The sequence below is a fragment of the Agromyces flavus genome (assembly GCF_900104685.1).
Classification (GTDB): Bacteria; Actinomycetota; Actinomycetes; order Actinomycetales; family Microbacteriaceae; genus Agromyces; species Agromyces flavus.
In genome coordinates this window covers 2571729-2589650 of sequence record NZ_LT629755.1, presented here as the reverse complement: position 1 = coordinate 2589650, position 17922 = coordinate 2571729, and the positions used below count along the sequence as shown (strand labels likewise).

Annotated in this window: 18 protein-coding genes; 5 read left to right on the top strand and 13 right to left on the bottom strand. The window is 72.9% G+C overall.

Going from position 1 to position 17922, the window contains the following annotated elements; all coding sequences use genetic code 11:
• Nucleotides 1-3 precede the first annotated feature (3 nt).
• A complete protein-coding gene (locus tag BLT99_RS12285) occupies nt 4-657 on the bottom strand; it encodes an SRPBCC family protein (RefSeq protein ID WP_092672861.1) in 654 nt (217 codons plus the stop codon).
• A gap of 1 nt (nt 658) precedes the next feature.
• Nucleotides 659-1018: an ArsR/SmtB family transcription factor gene (locus tag BLT99_RS12280; RefSeq protein WP_092672858.1), complete on the bottom strand. Its 360-nt coding sequence runs from the start codon at nt 1016-1018 to the stop codon at nt 659-661.
• Nucleotides 1019-1378: 360 nt separating this feature from the next.
• Between BLT99_RS12280 and BLT99_RS12275 the strand changes: the two genes are divergently transcribed.
• The 4 genes from BLT99_RS12275 to BLT99_RS12260 are packed head-to-tail and all read left to right on the top strand — an operon-like array spanning nt 1379 to nt 4129.
• Nucleotides 1379-1966 carry a DUF937 domain-containing protein gene (locus tag BLT99_RS12275; RefSeq protein ID WP_092672855.1) on the top strand — a complete coding sequence of 196 codons (588 nt, stop codon included), beginning with the start codon at nt 1379-1381 and terminating at the stop codon, nt 1964-1966.
• Nucleotides 1967-1999: 33 nt separating this feature from the next.
• On the top strand, nt 2000-2446 hold the full coding sequence (locus tag BLT99_RS12270) for an FAS1-like dehydratase domain-containing protein (RefSeq protein ID WP_092672852.1): 447 nt from the start codon (nt 2000-2002) through the stop codon (nt 2444-2446).
• Nucleotides 2446-2889, top strand: coding sequence for a MaoC family dehydratase (locus BLT99_RS12265; protein ID WP_092672849.1), 444 nt, complete (start codon nt 2446-2448; stop codon nt 2887-2889). Before BLT99_RS12270 ends, BLT99_RS12265 begins: the two co-directional genes overlap by 1 nt.
• Nucleotide 2890: 1 nt before the next feature.
• Entirely contained in the window at nt 2891-4129 is a 1239-nt protein-coding gene (locus BLT99_RS12260) for a UDP-N-acetylmuramate dehydrogenase (protein ID WP_092672846.1), read from the top strand.
• Here BLT99_RS12260 and BLT99_RS12255 read toward each other — a convergent pair.
• The 9 genes from BLT99_RS12255 to BLT99_RS12210 form a co-directional block, all read right to left on the bottom strand.
• A complete protein-coding gene (locus tag BLT99_RS12255; RefSeq protein WP_092672843.1) occupies nt 4126-5736 on the bottom strand; it encodes a phosphatase PAP2 family protein in 1611 nt (536 codons plus the stop codon). The two genes, BLT99_RS12260 and BLT99_RS12255, sit on opposite strands and share 4 nt — an antisense overlap.
• 33 nt (nt 5737-5769) lie before the next feature.
• Nucleotides 5770-6429, bottom strand: coding sequence for a response regulator (locus BLT99_RS12250; protein WP_092672840.1), 660 nt, complete (start codon nt 6427-6429; stop codon nt 5770-5772).
• Nucleotides 6426-7664 (bottom strand): sensor histidine kinase, encoded by a 1239-nt coding sequence (locus tag BLT99_RS12245; RefSeq protein ID WP_092672837.1) that lies wholly within the window; start codon nt 7662-7664, stop codon nt 6426-6428. Before BLT99_RS12245 ends, BLT99_RS12250 begins: the two co-directional genes overlap by 4 nt.
• Before the next feature lie 36 nt (nt 7665-7700).
• A complete protein-coding gene (locus BLT99_RS12240) occupies nt 7701-8588 on the bottom strand; it encodes an ABC transporter permease (RefSeq protein WP_092672834.1) in 888 nt (295 codons plus the stop codon).
• Entirely contained in the window at nt 8585-9484 is a 900-nt protein-coding gene (locus BLT99_RS12235) for an ABC transporter ATP-binding protein (protein WP_172802976.1), read from the bottom strand. Before BLT99_RS12235 ends, BLT99_RS12240 begins: the two co-directional genes overlap by 4 nt.
• A 93-nt stretch (nt 9485-9577) precedes the next feature.
• Nucleotides 9578-10912, bottom strand: a complete 1335-nt coding sequence (locus BLT99_RS12230; protein ID WP_092676270.1) for an RNA polymerase sigma factor — start codon at nt 10910-10912, stop codon at nt 9578-9580.
• Nucleotides 10913-10914: 2 nt separating this feature from the next.
• Entirely contained in the window at nt 10915-11751 is an 837-nt protein-coding gene (locus BLT99_RS18265) for a YciI family protein (protein WP_308208988.1), read from the bottom strand.
• 299 nt (nt 11752-12050) lie between these two features.
• Nucleotides 12051-13055 carry an isopenicillin N synthase family dioxygenase gene (locus BLT99_RS12215; RefSeq protein ID WP_092672831.1) on the bottom strand — a complete coding sequence of 335 codons (1005 nt, stop codon included), beginning with the start codon at nt 13053-13055 and terminating at the stop codon, nt 12051-12053.
• Between the two features lie 314 nt (nt 13056-13369).
• Entirely contained in the window at nt 13370-14110 is a 741-nt protein-coding gene (locus BLT99_RS12210; RefSeq protein ID WP_092672828.1) for a LysE/ArgO family amino acid transporter, read from the bottom strand.
• 70 nt (nt 14111-14180) lie between these two features.
• Between BLT99_RS12210 and BLT99_RS12205 the strand changes: the two genes are divergently transcribed.
• On the top strand, nt 14181-15080 hold the full coding sequence (locus BLT99_RS12205; RefSeq protein ID WP_092672824.1) for a LysR family transcriptional regulator ArgP: 900 nt from the start codon (nt 14181-14183) through the stop codon (nt 15078-15080).
• Here the strand turns inward: BLT99_RS12205 and BLT99_RS12200 are convergent.
• A complete protein-coding gene (locus BLT99_RS12200) occupies nt 15077-16588 on the bottom strand; it encodes a deoxyguanosinetriphosphate triphosphohydrolase family protein (RefSeq protein WP_092672821.1) in 1512 nt (503 codons plus the stop codon). The genes BLT99_RS12205 and BLT99_RS12200 overlap by 4 nt on opposite strands.
• A 14-nt stretch (nt 16589-16602) precedes the next feature.
• A complete protein-coding gene (locus BLT99_RS12195) occupies nt 16603-17820 on the bottom strand; it encodes a pyridoxal phosphate-dependent aminotransferase (RefSeq protein WP_371874200.1) in 1218 nt (405 codons plus the stop codon).
• Nucleotides 17821-17922 lie beyond the last annotated feature (102 nt).

Genomic DNA, 17922 nt, shown 5'->3' with positions numbered 1-17922 from the left:
CGGTCAGTCGGCGGCCGCGGCCGGCTCGGCGCCCGTGTAGGCGGCGAACGTCGTGTCGGCCGCGCGGCGAGCGGTCGCGGCATCCGCCCCACTCTCGATGTGCGCGTCGGCCCAGCGATCGGCGCTGAGGCGCGTGAAGCGCACGCCCTCATCGGACTGCAGCCACTCGGCGGAGTTGTCGGGCCGGACCTCGCCCGTCGTGAAGTGCTGCGCGAGCCCGAGCATCGCGCCGTCCCAGCCGACGCCGGTCGCGCCGGGCCCGAACTGCTCCCACATCTCGGCCCCGATCTCGTCGGCGAGCGCCACGTGCTCGAGCTCGACGCGCGTGTGCTCGGCGTCGACCTCGTCGAGGCGCACCGTGACCCATGTCACGCCGCCGCCGTACTCCCAGGTCACGCCGAACGACCGGGGCGCGTCGCACGACTCGACCGTGCCGCTCGCGTTGCCCTCGATCGCGTAGCGGCCGCCCAGGCGCAGGTCGCCGCTCACGGGCAGGAACCAGCGCGGGATGCGCTCGACCGACGTGAACGCGTCCCACACGTCGTCGATCGGGGCGCGGTAGGTCTGGGCGATCGTCTGCACGTGGGTGCCGGCGCCGTCGCGCTCACCCGAGGTGAGGGTGCGGTCGACCGCGTCGATCTGTGCCTCGATGTCCATGTCAGTGCTCCTTCGCGGGTGAATCGGATGTCGCGAGCCGGCGCGCGCGCGCCGACCTCGCGAGTTCGGTGCCGAGTGCGTCGAGGTGCGGGCGCCAGAACCGCTCGAACGGCGTGAACCATTCGGCGGCCGCGTGGATGGGCTCGGGATCGAGCGCGTACAGCCGCCGCGTGCCCGCGGCGCGCACCGTGGCGAACCCGGACTCGCGCAGCACGCGGAGATGCTGCGACACGGCCGGCTGGCTGATGCCGAACTCGGCCTGCACGACGCGACCGACCTCGCCCGCAGCCTGCTCGCCGTCGGCGAGGAGTTCCACGATCCGCCGCCGGACGGGGTCGCCGAGGATGTCGAGCGCGTGCATGCGGCTATTCTTCATCTCAGACTTATATAAGTCAAGCCTAAATCTATGACCATCCATGATTCCGACAATCGAGACGTCGCTGATGGCGACCGGGACGCACCATCCGCGACCTTTCGCGTCGGGAGGCGCGGCTGAGCACGGGGATCCTCGAATCGAGAGGTCGAGGATGGCGAGCGGAACGCGCCATCCGCGACCGCTCGACCTGCGAGGCGGGTGAGTGCGTGGGTGGGGGCGGCCGCCTGCGCGAGGACGAGTGACGCCTCCGACGGTCACGCGCAACGCCCTCGACCGCCGGACCATCGCGCCGGTAGCGTGATCCGTGGCGCCCGACGGCGGGCGGCGCGAAGGGGGAACATCCGCATGACCTCGTACGACGACATCATCGCCAACATCCCGATCTCCGACCTGGCCGCGCGGCTCGGGGTCGACGAGGCGACCGCGCGGTCGGCCGTCGACCAGGCGCTGCCCGCGCTGCTCGGCGGCATGGGCGCCAATGCGCAGGACCCGGCGGGCGCCGCCTCGCTCGAGCGCGCGGTCGAGCACCACTCGCCGCAGTTGTTCGAGGGCGGCGTGAACCTCGACGAGGTCGACCAGGGCGACGGCGACAAGATCGTCCACAACGTCTTCGGCTCGAACACCGACCAGGTCGTGCAGAAGCTCGGCGACTCCGGCGGCGGCGGCCAAGGGCTCATCCAGAAGCTGCTCCCGATCCTCGCGCCGATCGTGCTGAGCTTCCTCGCGGCCCAGTTCTCGAAGCGGCAGCAGGGCGGTGGCACCGCGCAGGCGGATGCCTCGGGCGGCGGCAGCGGCGGAGGCGGCGGCATCGGCGACATCCTCGGCGGCCTGCTCGGCGGCGGGGGCGGCGGCTCGACCGGCGGTGGAACCGGCGGCATGCTCGGCGGCCTCGGCGACCTGCTCGGCGGGCTGCTCGGCGGCGGCAAGCGCTGAGGCGTCGCGCCGGCCGCTGCGTAGACTGGCACGGTGCCAGTGAACCCCGAGCTGCAGGGCCGCGTGTTCGCGCCCACCGAGCCGTACCTCGTGGGTCGTGAGAAGGTGCGCGAGTTCGCGCGCGCGGTGTTCGCGACCGACCCGATCAACCTCGACGTCGACGCCGCACGCGCGGCCGGCCACGCCGACATCGTCGCGCCGCCGACCTTCGCGGTCGTCATCCAGGAGCGCACGCTCGCGCAGCTCCTCGCCGAGCCCGATGCCGGAATCGACTTCTCGCGGGTCGTGCACGGCGACCAGCGCTTCACGTCGTCGCGCGCCATCGTCGCGGGCGACGAGCTCACCGCGACCCTGACCGTCTCGAGCGTGAAGACGCTCGGCGCGCACGCGATGGTCACCGCCGAGTCGGTCGTCACCGACGCCGCGGGCGAGCACGTCGTGACCGCCATCTCCACGCTCGTCGTACGAGGAGACGACTGATGCCCGAGACGACCGCCACCGCCGCTCCCGACTTCGACTCGCTCGCCGTGGGCGACGTCGTCGCCGAGCGCGACGTCCACCTCACGCGCGACTCGCTCGTGCGCTACGCCGGCGCCTCGGGCGACTTCAACCCGATCCACTACCGCGACGACGCCGCCGCGTCGGTCGGCCTGCCGGGCGTGCTCGCGCACGGCATGCTCACGATGGGCCTCGCCGTGCAGCCGGTCGTCGACTGGGCGGGCGACCCGGCCCGGGTCGTCGACTACCAGACGAAGTTCACGCGACCCGTCGTCGTCGACCCCGAGGCCGGGGCGGATGTCTCGGTCACCGCGAAGGTCGGCCAGCTCGACGCCGAGGCGCGTGCGGCCCGCATCGACCTCACCGTCACCTTCGAGGGCGCGACCGTGCTCGGCAAGGCGCAGGTGCGGGTGGTGCTCGCCTGAGATGACCGAGTCCGGAACGCCCGAGACGACGCACGCGGCCGAGGAGCGCGAGGCACGCGCCATCCGCTTCGCCGATCTCACGACATTGCGCGTGGGCGGCCCTGTCGCTCGCCTCGTCACCGCGACGACGCCCGACGAGCTCGTCGAGCTCGTGCACGAGGCCGAGGCGTCGGGCGAGCCGTGGATGGTGCTCGGCGGCGGGTCGAACGTGCTCGTCGGCGACGACGGCTTCGACGGCACCGTGATCCGCATCGCGACGCGCGGCATCGACGTGCGACCCGGTGACGAGGACGGCACGGTGCACCTGCGGGTGCAGGCGGGCGAGAACTGGGACGAGCTCGTGGCCTTCACGGTCGAGCGCGGGTTCGCCGGCCTCGAGGCGCTCGCGGGCATCCCGGGTTCGGTCGGCGCGTCGCCCGTGCAGAACATCGGCGCCTACGGGCAGGAGCTCTCGAGCGCGCTGCTCGGCATCGAGTTCCTCGGCGAGGGCGAGTCCGAGCCCCGCGTCATGTCGGCCGACGAGCTCGAGCTCGGCTACCGCACCTCGGTGCTCAAACAGGGGCTCCGCGGTGTCGTCGTCTCGGTCGACCTCGTCCTGCACGACACGACCGCCGAGCGCGAGGTGCTCGGCGAGGCGCTCGGCACGCCGGTCGCGTACGCACAGCTGGCGAACGCCCTCGGCGTGCAGCTGGGCGACCGGGTGCCGCTCGCACGCGTCCGCGAGGCCGTCCTCGCCCTGCGCGCCGGCAAGGGCATGGTGCTCGATCCCGACGACGTCGACTCGGTCAGCGCCGGGTCGTTCTTCACCAACCCGATCGTGCCCGAGCGCGTGGCGCGGACGCTCCCCGGGGACGCGCCGCGCTGGTACGTCGAGCCCGAGGAGCCCGACGAGGTCACGCCGCTCGCCGAGCTCGCCGCCGAGTCGCCGCTCGACGCGTTCCTCGCCCACCAGGCCGAGCTCGAGCAGGTCGAGGAGCATGCGTCGGATGGCGCGTCGACGCCGCCGCTCGTGAAGCTCTCGGCGGCCTGGCTCATCGAGCGCAGCGGCATCCACCGCGGGTTCGCCCTGCCGGGCTCTCGCGCCGGGATCTCGACGAAGCACACGCTCGCGCTCACGAACCGCGGCGGCGCCTCGGCTGAAGAGGTGGCACAGCTCGCGCGCTTCGTGCAGCAGCGCGTCCAGGCCGAGTTCGGCATCGTGCTGCATCCCGAGCCAACGGTCGTGGGCGTCGAACTCTAGTCCGACGCGGGTCGGCCCTCGTCGGTCGTGGCCGGGCGGTACACGTCGAGCGCACCGGGCAGGATCCGGATCCGCGTGCGGTAGCCGGGGGCCGACAGGTGAGCGGATGCCGCGGCCGGTTCGTCGAGCGCGACCTCGCCGTCGTGGGCGAAACCGGGCGGCTGACCGCCACGCGGTCGCACGTCGACCGTGAGTTTCGTCGTCGTGAACGCCTCGACGCGTTCGGGGACGAGTCGGAGCGCTCGCACCACCGCCGCGGTCCGGCGTCCGAACGCGAGTGACGCGATCGCACCCGCGCGCGAGCCGGCGTGCAGCGCGCGGACGTCGAGCAGTCCATCGTCGAGCGTGCGTCGCTGCAGCGGCGCGGGCAGGTCGCGCTCGTTGCGCCCGACGCCCACGAACAGCGTCCAGACCTCGGCGCGGCGCCCGTCGACCACGACCGTGACCGGATCCGACCGGCGCAGCACGCGAGCGGCGGCGACCACCGCCGCCAGCCACTTGTTCCCGACGCGCCGCTGCACCTGTTCGCGCTCGGCGACGAAGTCGGGATAGACGCCGACCGACGCGACGTTCGTCACGGTGATCGGCTCGTGCGCGCCGAAGGTCAGCTCGGCGAGGTCGACGCGCACGCCCTCGCCGCGCTGCACCGCGTCGACGGCGGCGTCCACCGATGCGAGGCCGGCCGTGCGCGCGAAGTGGTTGAACGTGCCGGCCGGGATGATGAGCAGCGGCACGCCGGCTCGCCGGGCCTCGTCGGCGACGCACGCGACCGAGCCGTCGCCGCCGCAGATCCCGACGATCCGGGGCGGCACCGGGCGTGCGAGCGCCGCGGCGATCGCCCGGCCGGGATCCTCGTCGGACTCGAGCACCTGCAGCTCGGCGCGAGGGAGGCGTTCGGCGAGCACGTCGATGGGGTCGGCGCGCACGACGCTCGTGCCCGCCGAGCGGTTCACGGCGATGAACACGCCCTCGCCGTCGGGGGCGGCGGGCAGCGTCCGGTCGGCTCCGGGCGGCACGGGCGGCGGGGGAGGGCCGGGCCGCGGACGCACGATCGCCGCACCCGCGGCGGCGACGCCGACGCCGATCGCGAGGCCGCCGATCACGTCGGACAACCAGTGCACGCCCGTGTGCAGCCGCGAGTAGGCGACGCCCAGGGCGACCGGCGCGAGTGCGGCGCCGACGCGCGGCGACTCGAGCGCGACGCCCGCGGTGAACGCCGCCGCGCTCGCCGAGTGCCCCGACGGGAACGTGCGACTGGACGGCTGGATCGGCAGCCGACGTCCGATGGGCACGTCCTCGAGTGCGGGCCGATCGCCGCCGAACACGCGCTTCGCGATGAGGTTCGTGACGGCGCTCGCCGTGATGAGCGACAGGAGTCCCCGGGCCGCCGCGCGCCGGTGCCCGACGACGGCGAGCACGCCGGCCGCGGTGAACCACAGCACGCCCTTGTCGGCGAAGCCCGTGAACCGCCACCAGAACTGGTCGACGTGCGGATGCGAGTGCCATCCGTTGATCCGGCGCGTGGCCGCGGCATCCGCTCGCTTGACCCACGGCGGGAGCAGGCGCGCGCGACGTGCCGCGACGCGTACCCCGGCGACGACACCCATCCGCCCAGCGTACGGTGCGGCGGCCGCCTGGGGTCAGAGGAGCCCGAGCTCCATCGCGCGTGTCACGGCGCGCGTGCGATCGCCGACCTCGAGCTTCTCGAACACGTGGATGAGGTGCGTCTTCACGGTCGCCTCGCCGATGTGCAGCATGCGCGCGATCTCGGGGTTGGACCGGCCGTCGGCGACCAGGCGCAGCACCTCGAGCTCGCGTGGCGAAAGCGACGGAGCGACCGGTGCCGTCGCTTCGGCACGCACGCGGCGCACGAGTTTCGCGGCGATCGACGGCGCGAGCACCGTCTCGCCTGCGGCGACCGATCGGATGCCCGCGAGGATCTCCTCCTGCGGGGCGGCCTTCAGCAGGTAGCCGCTCGCACCCGCCTCGATCGCCGCGAGGATGTGGTCGTCGGTCTCGTAGGTCGTGAGCACGAGCACGCGCGGGCCGCCCGCCCCGCCCGCCGAGCCACCCCCGGCGGCCAGGATGCGCTCGGTCGCCTCCGCGCCGTCCAGCACGGGCATGCGCAGGTCCATGAGCACGAGGTCGGGCCGCAGCTCCGCGGCGAGCGCGACGGCCTCGGCGCCGTCGACCGCCTCGCCGACCACCTCGATTCCGGGCTCCGCATCGAGCAGCCCGACGATGCCGGCGCGCACGATCGGGTGGTCGTCGGCGACCACCACGCGGATGGGTCCACTCATGCGTCGCTCGCTTCCGTCTCCGTCGTGGCGCTGGTCCCGCCATCCGCTCGGGCTGCGGCATCCGCTCGGGCTGCGGCATCCGCTCGCGTCGCCGGCACGATCACGCGCAGCGCGGCGCCGGCGGGTTCGCCGGGGCCGAACTCGAGCCGTCCGCCGACGAGCGCCACGCGATCGCGCATTCCGGCCAAGCCGAACCCGCCGTCGCCGGGCGCGGCGTCTCCCGGCCCGACCCCGTCGTCGCGGACCTCGAGCACGACCTCGTCACCGGTCGCCGACACCGAGACCGTCGCCGCCGAGGCGCGCGCGTGCTTGCGCACGTTCGCGAGCGCCTCCTGCGCGCAGCGCAGCAGCACCACCTCGAGCTCGCGGTCGAGCCCTGCTGCGTCGGCGTCGACCGACACGCGCACGCCGGTCTCGCGTTCGAACCCGGTCGCAAGCCGCTGCAGCGCGTCGGCGAGTCCCGCCGACGCGTCGACCGGCGCGAGCGAGGCCACGAGGCCGCGTGCCTCGGTGAGCGCCTCGCGCGCCATCTGCTCCATGAGCTCGACATCGCCCCGAGCGGATGCCGCAGCCTCGCCCTCGACCGAGGCGAGTCGCCGGCCCGTGCGCTGGGCCACCATCACGAGCCCGGTCAGGCTCTGCGCGATGGTGTCGTGGATCTCGCGCGCGAGCCGGCCGCGCTCGGCGGCGACGCCGGCGTCGCGATGCATCGCCGCGAGCTGCCCCTGCGCGGCCTGGAGGTCGGCGAGCAGCCTCGCGCGTTCCTCGCCGTACTCGGCGATGCGCGTGATCCAGAGGCCCAGCGCGATGCTGAACACGACCGACAGGGCGGCCACGGCCGCGCCGGTGGCGAGCCCCTCCCAGCCGAAGCGCACGGTGTAGCCGACCACGATGGCGACCGCGACGAGCACGTTGGCGACGATCGCGCTGCGCACCGACGGGGCGGTCGACCACACGAACGGGTAGAGGAATGCCTGGAGGATCGAGAACGTCGGATCGATCGACGTCCCGACCGCGAGCAGCACCGCGTACGCGACCGAGATCGCCAGGTGCTGCCCCGGGGGGACCACGGGCACGCACCGGCGGCCCCAGAGCAGGTGCACGAGCAGGAACACGCCGGCGACGATCCACGCGCCGACGTCGCGCGGCCCGTACGGGGGCTCGATGAGCGAGAGCGCGACGATCACGGCCGAGACCGTGATCGCCGCGGCATCCCACCACCGCACGTTCTGCATGGTGTCAGGCTCCCACAGCGCCCGCCCCGACGGCGCTCACGCGTCGCGCCGGATCCAGCGGAACGTGAGCCGGCTGACGACGAGCCCGATGACGAGCCACGCGATCAGCACGACCGCGACCCAGCCGAGGTTCCACGCCTCGTGCTGCTCGAGCACCGCGAAGTCCTCGGGCAGGAACACCGAGCGCATGCCCTGCGCCATCCATTTCAGGGGGAAGAGGCTCGCGATGTTCTGCATCCAGTCGGGCAGCGCGTAGAACTGCAGGTACACGCCCGAGATGAACTGCAGCACGAGCATGATCGGCACGACCACGGCGCTCGCCGACTTGCCCGAGCGCGGCACCGACGACAGCGCGATGCCGAGCAGCGCGGAGGTGCCGATGCCGAGGACGAACACCCACGCGAAGGTCATCCAGGCCTCGGGCTCGGTCGGCAGGGCGATGCCGAACACGGTGCCGGCCGCGAGCAGCAGGAGCGCCGCCTGGAACGTGCCCGTGACGAACACCTGCCCGATCTTGCCGAGGAAGTACGACACCGGTGAGAGCGGCGTGCCGCCCAGGCGCTTGAGCGTGCCGTCCGACTTCTCGCCGGCGATGTCGACGGCGAGGTTCTGCACGCCCGAGAGCAGCATGCCCGCGGCGAGCATGCCCGGCAGGTAGTAGGCGCCGACCGAGATCGACTCCGTTCCCGGTCCGGCCGAGATCTCGCCGGCTGCGCTGAACGCGGCGGTGAAGATGCCCAGCATGATGAGCGGGAAGAGGAACGTGAAGAACACGGTGTCGGCCGAGCGGAAGTAGCCGCGCACCTCGTGTCCGATGCGGGCGAGTCCCACGGCGAGGCGGCCGGGCCGGGCGGCGCCCGCTCCGGTGCGGGGCGAGCGGATGTCGCGTCGCGCGCTCGCGGCGGTAGTCGTCGTGGTGCTCATGCGAGCGCCTCCTTCTCGTCGGGGGCGACGGCTCCGGCCGCGCCCACCAGGTCCAGGTAGATGTCCTCGAGGCTCGGGCGGATGACCTCGAGCCCGTCCGGTTCGCCGCCGAGGTCGCGGGCGACGGATGCCACGAACCCCGCGGGCCGTTCGGTGCGCGCCTCGCGCGGGGTGCCGTCGGCGTCGCGCCAGCGCACGAGCGGGATGCGCGCGTCGGCGCCGCCGAGCTCGTCGATCGGCGCCACGTCGACGAGGCGTCCGCCGACGATCACGCCCGCGCGGTCGCCGAGCTGCGCCGCCTCGTCGAGGTAGTGGGTCGTGAGAAGGATGGTGGTGCCCTCGTGCTTCAGCGAACGGATCAGGTGCCAGAACTCGCGCCGCGCCTCCGGGTCGAAGCCCGTCGTGGGCTCGTCGAGGAACAGCAGCTCCGGACGGCCGATGATGCCGAGCGCGACGTCCACCCGCCGGCGCTGGCCGCCCGACAGCTTGGCGATGCGCGTGCGTGCCTTGGACTCGAGGCCGACGGCCGCGATCACCTCGTCGACGCCGCGCGGATCCGGGTAGAACCGCGCGAAGTGCGCGAGCTGCTCCCGAACCGTGTACTGCCCGGGCTCGGACGCCGACTGCAGCACGATGCCGAGCCGCGCCTTCCAGTCGAGTCCGCCGCGTGCGGGATCGACGCCGAGTACCGTGACCTCGCCGCCGGTTCGCATCCGGTAGCCCTCTAGGATCTCGATCGCCGTCGACTTGCCCGCCCCGTTCGGGCCGAGCAGTGCGAAGGTCTCGCCGCGCTCGATGTCGAGGTCGATGTCGTCGACCGCGGCCGTGTCGCCGTAGTCCTTGCGGAGCCCGCGGATGCGGACCGCCGGCGCCGCGTCGGAAGTGATGTCGTCCATGCCACACAGCCTGCCCCTCGGCGAGCGCTCGCGGCAGCCGTGGTCCGGTCGATTTCCGCCTCCACCGATCGGTGGATGGCGCGGACGGTGCAGCTACCGGCCGGGCGGGGGCGCGAGCTCGGCGAGACGGCGCTCGAGGAAGCGGCGCTCGGGGGTGGTGGGCGCGAGCGCGATCGCCTTGCGGTAGCGGGCGGCCGCGGCATCCGTCTCGCCCAGCCGCCGGTGCAGGTCGGCCTGAGCGGCGGGCAGCAGGTGGTAGCCGTCGAGCCGGCCGGATGCCTCGACCAGCGCGAGCTCGTCGAGGCCGTGTCGCGGGCCGAAGGCCATGCCGTGCGCGATCGCGCGGTTCAGGGCGACGAACGGCGAGTCGGCGAGCATCGCGAGCGCGTCGTACCGCGCGGCGATCGCGGGCCAGTCGGTGTCGTCGGCGGTGCGGGCGCGGGCGTGGACGGCCTGGATCTCGGCCTGCAGGCGGTACGGGCCGGGCGGCTCGCCGCCGGGCTGAGCGCCGCCGCGTCGGTCGAGGAGGGCGAGCCCCTCGGCGACCTCGGCGGCATCCCACCGCGAGCGGTCCTGTTCCGGAAGCGGCACGAGGTCGCCCGACGCGTCGGCGCGGGCGGCTGAGCGCGCATGCTGCAGGAGCAGCATGGCGAGCAGCGCCCTCGCCTCGTCGGCGTCCGGGAGGAGCGCGACGACCAGGCGGGTCAGCCGGATCGCCTCGGCGGCGAGGTCGAGGCGCTGCAGCGTGTCGCCGCGCGACGCGAGGTACCCCTCGTTGGCGATGAGGTACAGCACGGCGAGCACGCCGTCGAGACGCTCGGGCAGCAGGTCGGGGGTCGGCACCCGGTAGGGGATGCCGGCGTGCCGGATCTTCCGCTTGGCCCGTGAGATGCGCTGCCCCATGGTCGCTTCCGGCACGAGGAACGCGCGCGCGATCTCGCCGGTGTCCAGCCCACCGACCGTGCGAAGCGTCAGGGCCACGCGCGACTCCAGGGGCAGCGCCGGGTGCGCGCATGTGAAGATCAGCCGGAGTCGATCATCGCGGTCGAGACCGTCCTCGGCGACCACGTCGGCCGGGTCCGAGGGACCGTGCGCCCGGCCGGAGACGTCCTCCATCGCCATCCACTCCCTGACCTTCTCGGCCTCGACGCCGCGGCGGCGCAGCCGATCGAGCGCGAGGTTGCGCGCGGCCGTCGTGAGCCAGGCGCCCGGATTGCGCGGCACGCCGTCGCGCGGCCACGTGTGCGCGGCTCGCTCGAACGCGGCGGCGGCGGCCTCCTCGGCGACGTCCCAGTCGCCCGTGACCCGGATGAGCGTCGCGACGACGCGCGCCCACTCGGACCGGTGCGACTCCCGGAGCGCGGCGGCGACCTCGGGCGCGAGCGGGGCCGACCCGCCCGCACCCGGCGTCGCGCCATCCCCGTCGATCGTCAGAGGGCGGCCCCAGCCAGTGCTTCGGCGGCCACCGGCTCGAGGCGGACGCCCCGGTCGGCCGACTCGCGCTCGGCTCGTGCCACCTGGTCCTCGTGCACGTCGAACGGCCAGAGCGGTCGCAGTTCGATCGCCCCGCCACGGGCCATCGGATGCTTCGCCGCGACCTCGATCGCCTCCGCGAGGTCCTCGACCTCGATGAGGTCGAACCCGGCGACCCACTCCTTGGCCTCGGCGAACCCGCCGTCGGTCACGAGCACCTCGCCGTGGCGCCGGCGGACGAACGTTGCGTCGCCCGGGCGGCGCAGCACCTCGCCGAACTGCCGGACGCCGCGACCGTCCATCTCCTGCACCCACGCCTCGGGATCGTCGTCCTCGGACGCTTCGGCCGCGGCCGGGGGACGCGCGCCCGCCGGTTCGGCGACGACGAGCATGAGGTACCGCCGCGCGCGCACCGGTCGCTCGGTGAAGTCCGCCGGCACGACCCGCGCGCCGGGCTCGGCGTCCGGCCACTGCACGAACGGCCGGATCTCGACGCGTCCGAACGAGGCCACCGGATGCCTCGACGCGATGTCGATGGCCTCGTCGAGGTCGCGCGCGTCGATGATGTCGAAGCCGCCGATCGCCTCCTTCGCCTCGGAGAAGGGCCCGTCGACGACGAGCACCTCGCCGCCGCGGACGCGGACGGTCGTGGCGTCCTGCTCGGGACGCAGCCGTTCGCCGTATTCGTAGACGCCACGAGCCTCGACGTCGTCGACCCAGTCGCCGATGTGGTCGTCGCCGGGCACGTAGGGGAGTGCGTCGTCGCCCTGCGCGTAGAACAGCACGTATTCCATGGGGAATCCTTCCTCTCGGTCACGCTACGCAGGTACGACGAACGGGGAAACCCGATTTCGACACTCGGAAGCCCGCATGTGATCGGGAGACGGAATCTCCTTCGCGAATCGGGTGGAAAGGAATCCGCCGGATACCTTTCCACCGGTTCTGCGACAGGATGCCGAGTCGAGACGGGTGAATGCCGCGGCGGTCGAGTGGCCACGAGGCAAAGTCGGGCGGTCGAGGGTCCGTGAGGTGGCGCGTCGAGACCTCATCCTTGTCTCAGTACGCGTCTGCGGCGCTCCTCGACCACCGATGCTCAGGCGCCGACGAGCAGGCGAGGGTGCTGCGCCTCGACGACGTTGGGGTGCGCGCGCAGCCGGCTCTTCAGCCAGTTCTCGCCGAAGACGGCGTGCAGCGGGTTCGCCGGATCCTGGGTGACGCCCGGTGCCTCGGCCGCGAGGGCCGGCGGCAGGTCGATGGTCGGGACCGTCGCGTCGAGCGCCGGACCATGGAAGTACGGGATCGAGATGCGCTCGGTGCCGGGGTCGGGGGAGACGACGCGGTGCAGCGTCGCCTTGAGGTACCCGTTCGTGGCGATCTCGAGCAGCTCGCCGATGTTCACGATGAACGCGCCCGAGGGCGCGACGACGTCGATCCACTCGCCGTCCTTCTCGACCTGCAGGCCGGCCTTGCCGTCTTCGACCGAGAGCAGCGTGAGCACGCCGAGGTCCTTGTGCGCGCCGACGCCCTGTGCGGGCTGCTCCGACGCGACCCCCGGGTATCGCACGATCTTCATGTACGGTGACGGCTCCGCGAACGCGGCGTCGAAGGTGTCGGATGGCGCGCCGAGCGCCTCGGCCCAGGCGCGAAGCAGGCGCGTGCCGACCTCGTCGAGGCGCGCGATCCACTCCTCGGCGACCTCGCGAAGCTCGGGCAGCGCCGCCGGCCACAGGTTCGGGCCCTGCAGGACCCAGTAGTCGGGGGTGCCGACGCCCATCGGCACGGCGGGGCGCTCGGCGCCGATGTCGATCTGCTCGCGGATGTCGACGCGGCCGAGCGTGCGCTCGCCGCCCATGCGCGTGTAGCCCCGGAAGTGCGGGCTCTTCACGTTCTCGATCGCGACCTTGTGCGACTCGGGCAGCGCGAAGAAGGCGCGGGCCGCCGCGTACGCGCGCTCGACGAGCTCGGCCGGGACGCCGTGGCCGATCAGCGAGAAGAAGCCCACCTCATGGGTCGCGCGCCGCAGGTCGTCGCGGAACTGCGCCTGCTGTTCGGCGGTGCCGTTGAGGAGGGAGAGGTCGAGGACGGGGATGCCGGACATGTGCTGGTCCTTTCGAGGGTGCCGGGATGGTGCGCCGACGGTGCGGCGGCCCCGGCATCCGTGAACGTCGGCTGCGTGCCATCCGATTCGACAGATGTCTCGATGCGGATGGTGCGGAGCTGACGCGGACGCGTCGGATGCGGCGTGAGCCAGGGGCTGCGGTCGGCGGCGCGTGAGGAATCGCGCCCTGGGATCGTCGGGGAGACGATCGCCTAGCGGCGACAGCAGCGACAGGTGATGGTGCTCACGATGACGCACACGCTAGCACGCGCGGGCGCGGCATCCGAAACCCCAGTTCGGGCGGCACCCTCGGGTCAGGCGGGCAGTACGAGCGAGACGGCGATCGCCACCATGACGACCGCGATGATGCCGTCGAGGACGCGCCACGCGCGGGGGCTCGCCAGCACGCCGCCGAGCAGCCGGGCGCCGTACGCCAGCGAGAAGAACCAGGCGACGCTCGCGAGCATCGCCCCCGCGGCGAAGACCCAGCGCTGGTCGCCGTGCGTGGCGCCGACCGACCCGAGCAGGATCACCGTGTCGAGGTACACGTGCGGGTTGAGCCACGTGAGCGCGAGGCAGGTGAGCACCACGGGAAGAAGTGCGGGTCGAGGAGCCGCGAAGCGGCGTCTCGAAACCCCATCGGTCGACGTCTCGAGCCGCGCCACGGATTCACCTCGACCCGCAGCGACCGGCACCGGGGTCTCGAGGCGCGCCTTCGGCGCTCCTCGACCGCCAGGCTCGTCGGCGTCGACTCGCAGGCCCGACTCGCCCCCTCGAACCGCACGCCGCGCCGCGAGCAGTCCGTATCCCACGAGGAACGCCGCGCCGGCCCAGCGCGCGACGCCGACCAGCCACGGCGCTGCCTGCAGCGCCGCGCCCATTCCGCCGACACCCGCGGCGATGAGCACCGCGTCGGAGACCGCGCAGATCGCCGCGACGACGAGCACATGCTCGCGCCGGATGCCCTGGCGCAGCACGAACACGTTCTGCGCGCCGATCGCGACGATCAGCGAGAAGCCGAGGCCGAGGCCGGCGACGAGCACGGTGAGGTCCATGCGATCGAGGCTAGGCAGCGCGGATCATGAATTCCAGCTCAGGATTCTTCATCGGCATTAGCATCACTTCATGAAGATCCCGCTCGACCTCGCCCGCACCCTTGCGGCGGTCGTCGACGCCGGCACGTTCGAGGCGGCGGCCGCCGACCTCAGCGTGACTCCCTCGGCGGTGTCGCAGCGCGTCAAGCAGCTCGAGCAGCGACTGGGCCGCGTCCTCGTGGTGCGGTCGAAGCCCGTCCGGGTCACGGAGGCGGGCGCGGCGGTAGTCCGGCTGGCGCGCCAGCTCGCGCTGCTCGAGCACGACGCGCTCGCCGCGTTCGGCGGCGGCGACGCGACATCCGCTCGCCCCACGACCGTGCCGCTCGCCGTCAACGCGGATTCGCTCGGCACGTGGTTCCTACCCGCGCTCGCCCGGATCACCGAGCGGCACCCGGTGGTGTTCGACCTGCACCGCCACGACCAGGACTTCACCGCCGAGCTGCTCGAGTCGGGCTCGGTCATGGGCGCCGTCACCTCGCAGGCGACGCCGGTCGCCGGTTGCCTCGTGCGCCCGCTCGGGGTGATGCGCTACACGGCGGTCGCGACGCCGGGCTGGGTCGCCCGCTGGTGTGCCGGCGGCGTAGACGTGGACGCGCTCGCGGTCGCGCCGCGCGTCGACTTCGACCGGCGCGACGACCTGCAGGCCGAATACCTCCGGCGTCTCGGCGTGGATGGCGCGGAGCCGCCGCGTCACTACGTCCCGGCGTCGAACGACTTCGCGACCGCCGTCAAGCTCGGGCTCGGCTGGGGACTCCTTCCCGGGTTCCAGTCCGACGCGGAGCTCGCGCGCGGCGAGCTGGTGCCGCTCGGCGGGCCACCGGTCGACGTGCCGCTCTACTGGCAGCAGTGGAACCTCGGCTCGCCACTGCTCGACGCGATCGCCGACGGCATCACGCGCGACGCGCGCTCGGCGCTCGCGCCGGCGGCCTAGAGATTCTGCCCGATGTCCCAGAGGCGGTCGGGGCGGCCGTCGATCGCCTCCGATACGGCGAGCGCCTGGTCGTCGGAGAGCGACGCGACGTAGTCGATCACGCCGCGACCCACGCCCAGCGCGCGCACCTCGTGCCGACCCGGCACCGGCACGCCGTCGGGAGCTTCTACGCGCAGCTGCTCGTACCCGGCACTCGCGATCTCGACGAGCTCCTTGAGGCGCTGCGGCACGCGGTCGCGGTCGTCCTCGTCGCGGATCCAGGCGGTCAGTCCCTTGACGGCGCGCGTCAGCACGCGGCTCAGGCCGCGCTGGTACATCACGATGTCGGAGCGATCGAGGATGAAGTGCCGGTGCACGAACTTGAGGATCTCGACCTCGTGCCAGGCGAGCCCGTCGAGCGTCACGAGTCCGGCACGGACGACCCCGTCGGGTGTCGGGACGACCGAGGACTGCAGGTGCGTGATCCACCGGTTCGTGAACGACGACAGTGCGCGCTCGGACGCGATCGAGCCGTCGAACGGGCTCGCGAGCAGGCCGTCGACCAGGTCGTCGGCGACCACGCCGACGGCCGCACGGAACGTCTCGTCGTCGGCCATCCACGGGTCGCTCGACGTGAGCTTGCGGCGGAGCGTCTCGAGCGCACTGCCGGGTGGCGCCGACCGCCCGATGAGCTCATCGGGCGCGAGCTCGCCGAGCTGCAGGCTCGACTCGATCCATCCGCGGAACTCGCGGGCGACCGCGCCCTGGCTGAGCAGGCCCGCGCGGTGGAAGTCGTCGACGTCGTGGATCGAGTAGGCGATGTCGTCCGCGATATCCATGACCGAGCACTCGAGCGACTGCCGCAGCGGCGGGTGACCGCGGCGCGCCTCCTCGAGGTCGGCCGCGTCGATGCCGTAGGCCGAGTACTTGGGCACCTCGATGCCCTCGGCCGTGCGGCGCAGTCCGCGGGGAAGGGGCCCGTCGCCGAGCGCGTCGATGTCGAGGTACCTCGTCCACGGGTACTTCGCCACCGCCGTGCGGACCGCCGCCGTGAGGTTGAGCCCGCGCGGCGCGGCCTCGCTGACGTCGAGCGCGGTGATGATCCGGTAGCTCTGCGCATTGCCCTCGAAGCCGTCGCTCAGGCCGAGGGTGTCGCGCGCGAGCCGGTCGAGCACGCGCTCGCCGAGATGCCCGAACGGCGGGTGGCCGAGGTCGTGCGCGCTCGCCGCCGCCTGCACGACCACCGCATCGCACCCGTTCCGGAGGGCGAACTCCCGGTGCGGCGACGCGGCATCGGTGAGCGACACGGCGATCGCGCGTGCGACCGCCGTGACCTTGATCGAGTGCGTCAGTCGATTGTGGATGAGCGGCCCCGCGCCGGGTTGCGCGATCACCTGCGTCACGGCCGACAACCGCGAGAAGTACGGCGAGAAGCGGATGCGCTCGAGGTCGAGGCGGAACTGCGAGTGCTCGCCGATGACGTCGGCGCTGCTGCGCGGCTCGTGCACCACGCGGGACGCGCGATCCATGCGCGGGCTCCCGATCAGGCGAACAGGCGCTGCAGGCGCTGGACACCCTCGAGCAGGGGCGCGTCGCCGAGCGCGTAGCTGAAGCGCAGGAACCCGCTCGGGCCGAACGCCTCGCCGGGCACCGCCGCGACCTCGGCCTGCTCGAGCATGAGGTCGGCGAGCTGGAGCGAGGTGGTCGGAGTGACGCCGCCCCACTCGCGACCGAGCAGCCCCGAGACATCCGGGTACACGTAGAAGGCGCCCTGCGGAACCGGAACCGACATGCCGTCGATCTTCGACAGCTCGGCGACGATCGTGCGACGGCGGCGGTCGAACGCCCGGCGCATCTCCTCGACGGCGTCCTGCGGTCCCGTGAGCGCGGCGATGCCGGCGCGCTGCGAGATGTTCGACACGTTCGACGAGAGGTGCGACTGCAGATTCGCGGCGCCCTTGATCACGTCGGCCGGGCCCACCATCCAGCCGAGGCGCCATCCGGTCATCGCGTAGGTCTTCGCGACGCCGTTGACGAGGATCGCCTGCTCGGCCAGCCCGGGCACCGCCTCGACGATCGACAGTGCGCGCGGCGGGGCGGCCGACTCGTCGTCGGCGTAGGTGAGGTTCTGGTAGATCTCGTCGGAGATCACCCAGATGCCGTGCTCGAGCGCCCATTCTCCGATCGCCTTCACCTGCTCGGGCGGATAGACCGCGCCCGTCGGGTTGGACGGCGAGACGAACAGCAGGGCCCGGGTGCGCTCGGTGCGTGCGGCCTCGAGCTGCTCGACGGTGACGAGGTAGCCCTGGTCGCTGCCCGCGAACACGTCGACCTGGCGACCGCCCGCGAGCTTGATCGCCTCGGGGTAGGTGGTCCAGTACGGCGTGGGCACGAGCACCTCGTCGCCGTCGTCGAGCAGCACCTGGAACGCCTGGTAGACGGCCTGCTTGCCGCCGTTCGTGACGACGACCTGGCCGGCGCCGACCTCGAGGCCGGAGTCGCGCAGCGTCTTCGCGGCGATCGCCTCGCGCAGCTCGGGCAGGCCGGCGGCCGGGGTGTAGCGGTGGTTCTTCGGGTCGCGGACCGCCTCGAGCGCTGCCTCGACGATGTGCTGCGGCGTGGGGAAGTCGGGCTCGCCCGCGGCGTACGAGATGACCGGCCGGCCCCCGGCCTGGAGGGACTTCGCCTTGGCATCGACCTTCAGGGTCGCGGACTCGGCGATGGCGGAGATGCGGGCGGAGAGACGGCGCTGATCGGTCACGGCCTCCAGCCTAGGACGCGGCATCCCAGCGTGTCAGTCGCGCGATTCGCGACATCGCTCGGAATCGTACGGATCGTCCGAGGTGCGATCGAGGGAGCCGAC

What these genes read in the sequence shown, in the direction of transcription:
- BLT99_RS12285 (WP_092672861.1), bottom strand. Translation starts at nt 657, where the DNA reads ATGGACATCGAGGCACAGATCGACGCGGTCGACCGCACCCTCACCTCG.
- BLT99_RS12280 (WP_092672858.1), bottom strand. Translation starts at nt 1,018, where the DNA reads ATGCACGCGCTCGACATCCTCGGCGACCCCGTCCGGCGGCGGATCGTG.
- BLT99_RS12275 (WP_092672855.1), top strand. Translation starts at nt 1,379, where the DNA reads ATGACCTCGTACGACGACATCATCGCCAACATCCCGATCTCCGACCTG.
- BLT99_RS12265 (WP_092672849.1), top strand. Translation starts at nt 2,446, where the DNA reads ATGCCCGAGACGACCGCCACCGCCGCTCCCGACTTCGACTCGCTCGCC.
- BLT99_RS12260 (WP_092672846.1), top strand. Translation starts at nt 2,891, where the DNA reads ATGACCGAGTCCGGAACGCCCGAGACGACGCACGCGGCCGAGGAGCGC.
- BLT99_RS12255 (WP_092672843.1), bottom strand. Translation starts at nt 5,736, where the DNA reads ATGGGTGTCGTCGCCGGGGTACGCGTCGCGGCACGTCGCGCGCGCCTG.
- BLT99_RS12250 (WP_092672840.1), bottom strand. Translation starts at nt 6,429, where the DNA reads ATGAGTGGACCCATCCGCGTGGTGGTCGCCGACGACCACCCGATCGTG.
- BLT99_RS12245 (WP_092672837.1), bottom strand. Translation starts at nt 7,664, where the DNA reads ATGCAGAACGTGCGGTGGTGGGATGCCGCGGCGATCACGGTCTCGGCC.
- BLT99_RS12240 (WP_092672834.1), bottom strand. Translation starts at nt 8,588, where the DNA reads ATGAGCACCACGACGACTACCGCCGCGAGCGCGCGACGCGACATCCGC.
- BLT99_RS12235 (WP_172802976.1), bottom strand. Translation starts at nt 9,484, where the DNA reads ATGGACGACATCACTTCCGACGCGGCGCCGGCGGTCCGCATCCGCGGG.
- BLT99_RS18265 (WP_308208988.1), bottom strand. Translation starts at nt 11,751, where the DNA reads ATGGAATACGTGCTGTTCTACGCGCAGGGCGACGACGCACTCCCCTAC.
- BLT99_RS12215 (WP_092672831.1), bottom strand. Translation starts at nt 13,055, where the DNA reads ATGTCCGGCATCCCCGTCCTCGACCTCTCCCTCCTCAACGGCACCGCC.
- BLT99_RS12210 (WP_092672828.1), bottom strand. Translation starts at nt 14,110, where the DNA reads ATGGACCTCACCGTGCTCGTCGCCGGCCTCGGCCTCGGCTTCTCGCTG.
- BLT99_RS12205 (WP_092672824.1), top strand. Translation starts at nt 14,181, where the DNA reads ATGAAGATCCCGCTCGACCTCGCCCGCACCCTTGCGGCGGTCGTCGAC.
- BLT99_RS12200 (WP_092672821.1), bottom strand. Translation starts at nt 16,588, where the DNA reads ATGGATCGCGCGTCCCGCGTGGTGCACGAGCCGCGCAGCAGCGCCGAC.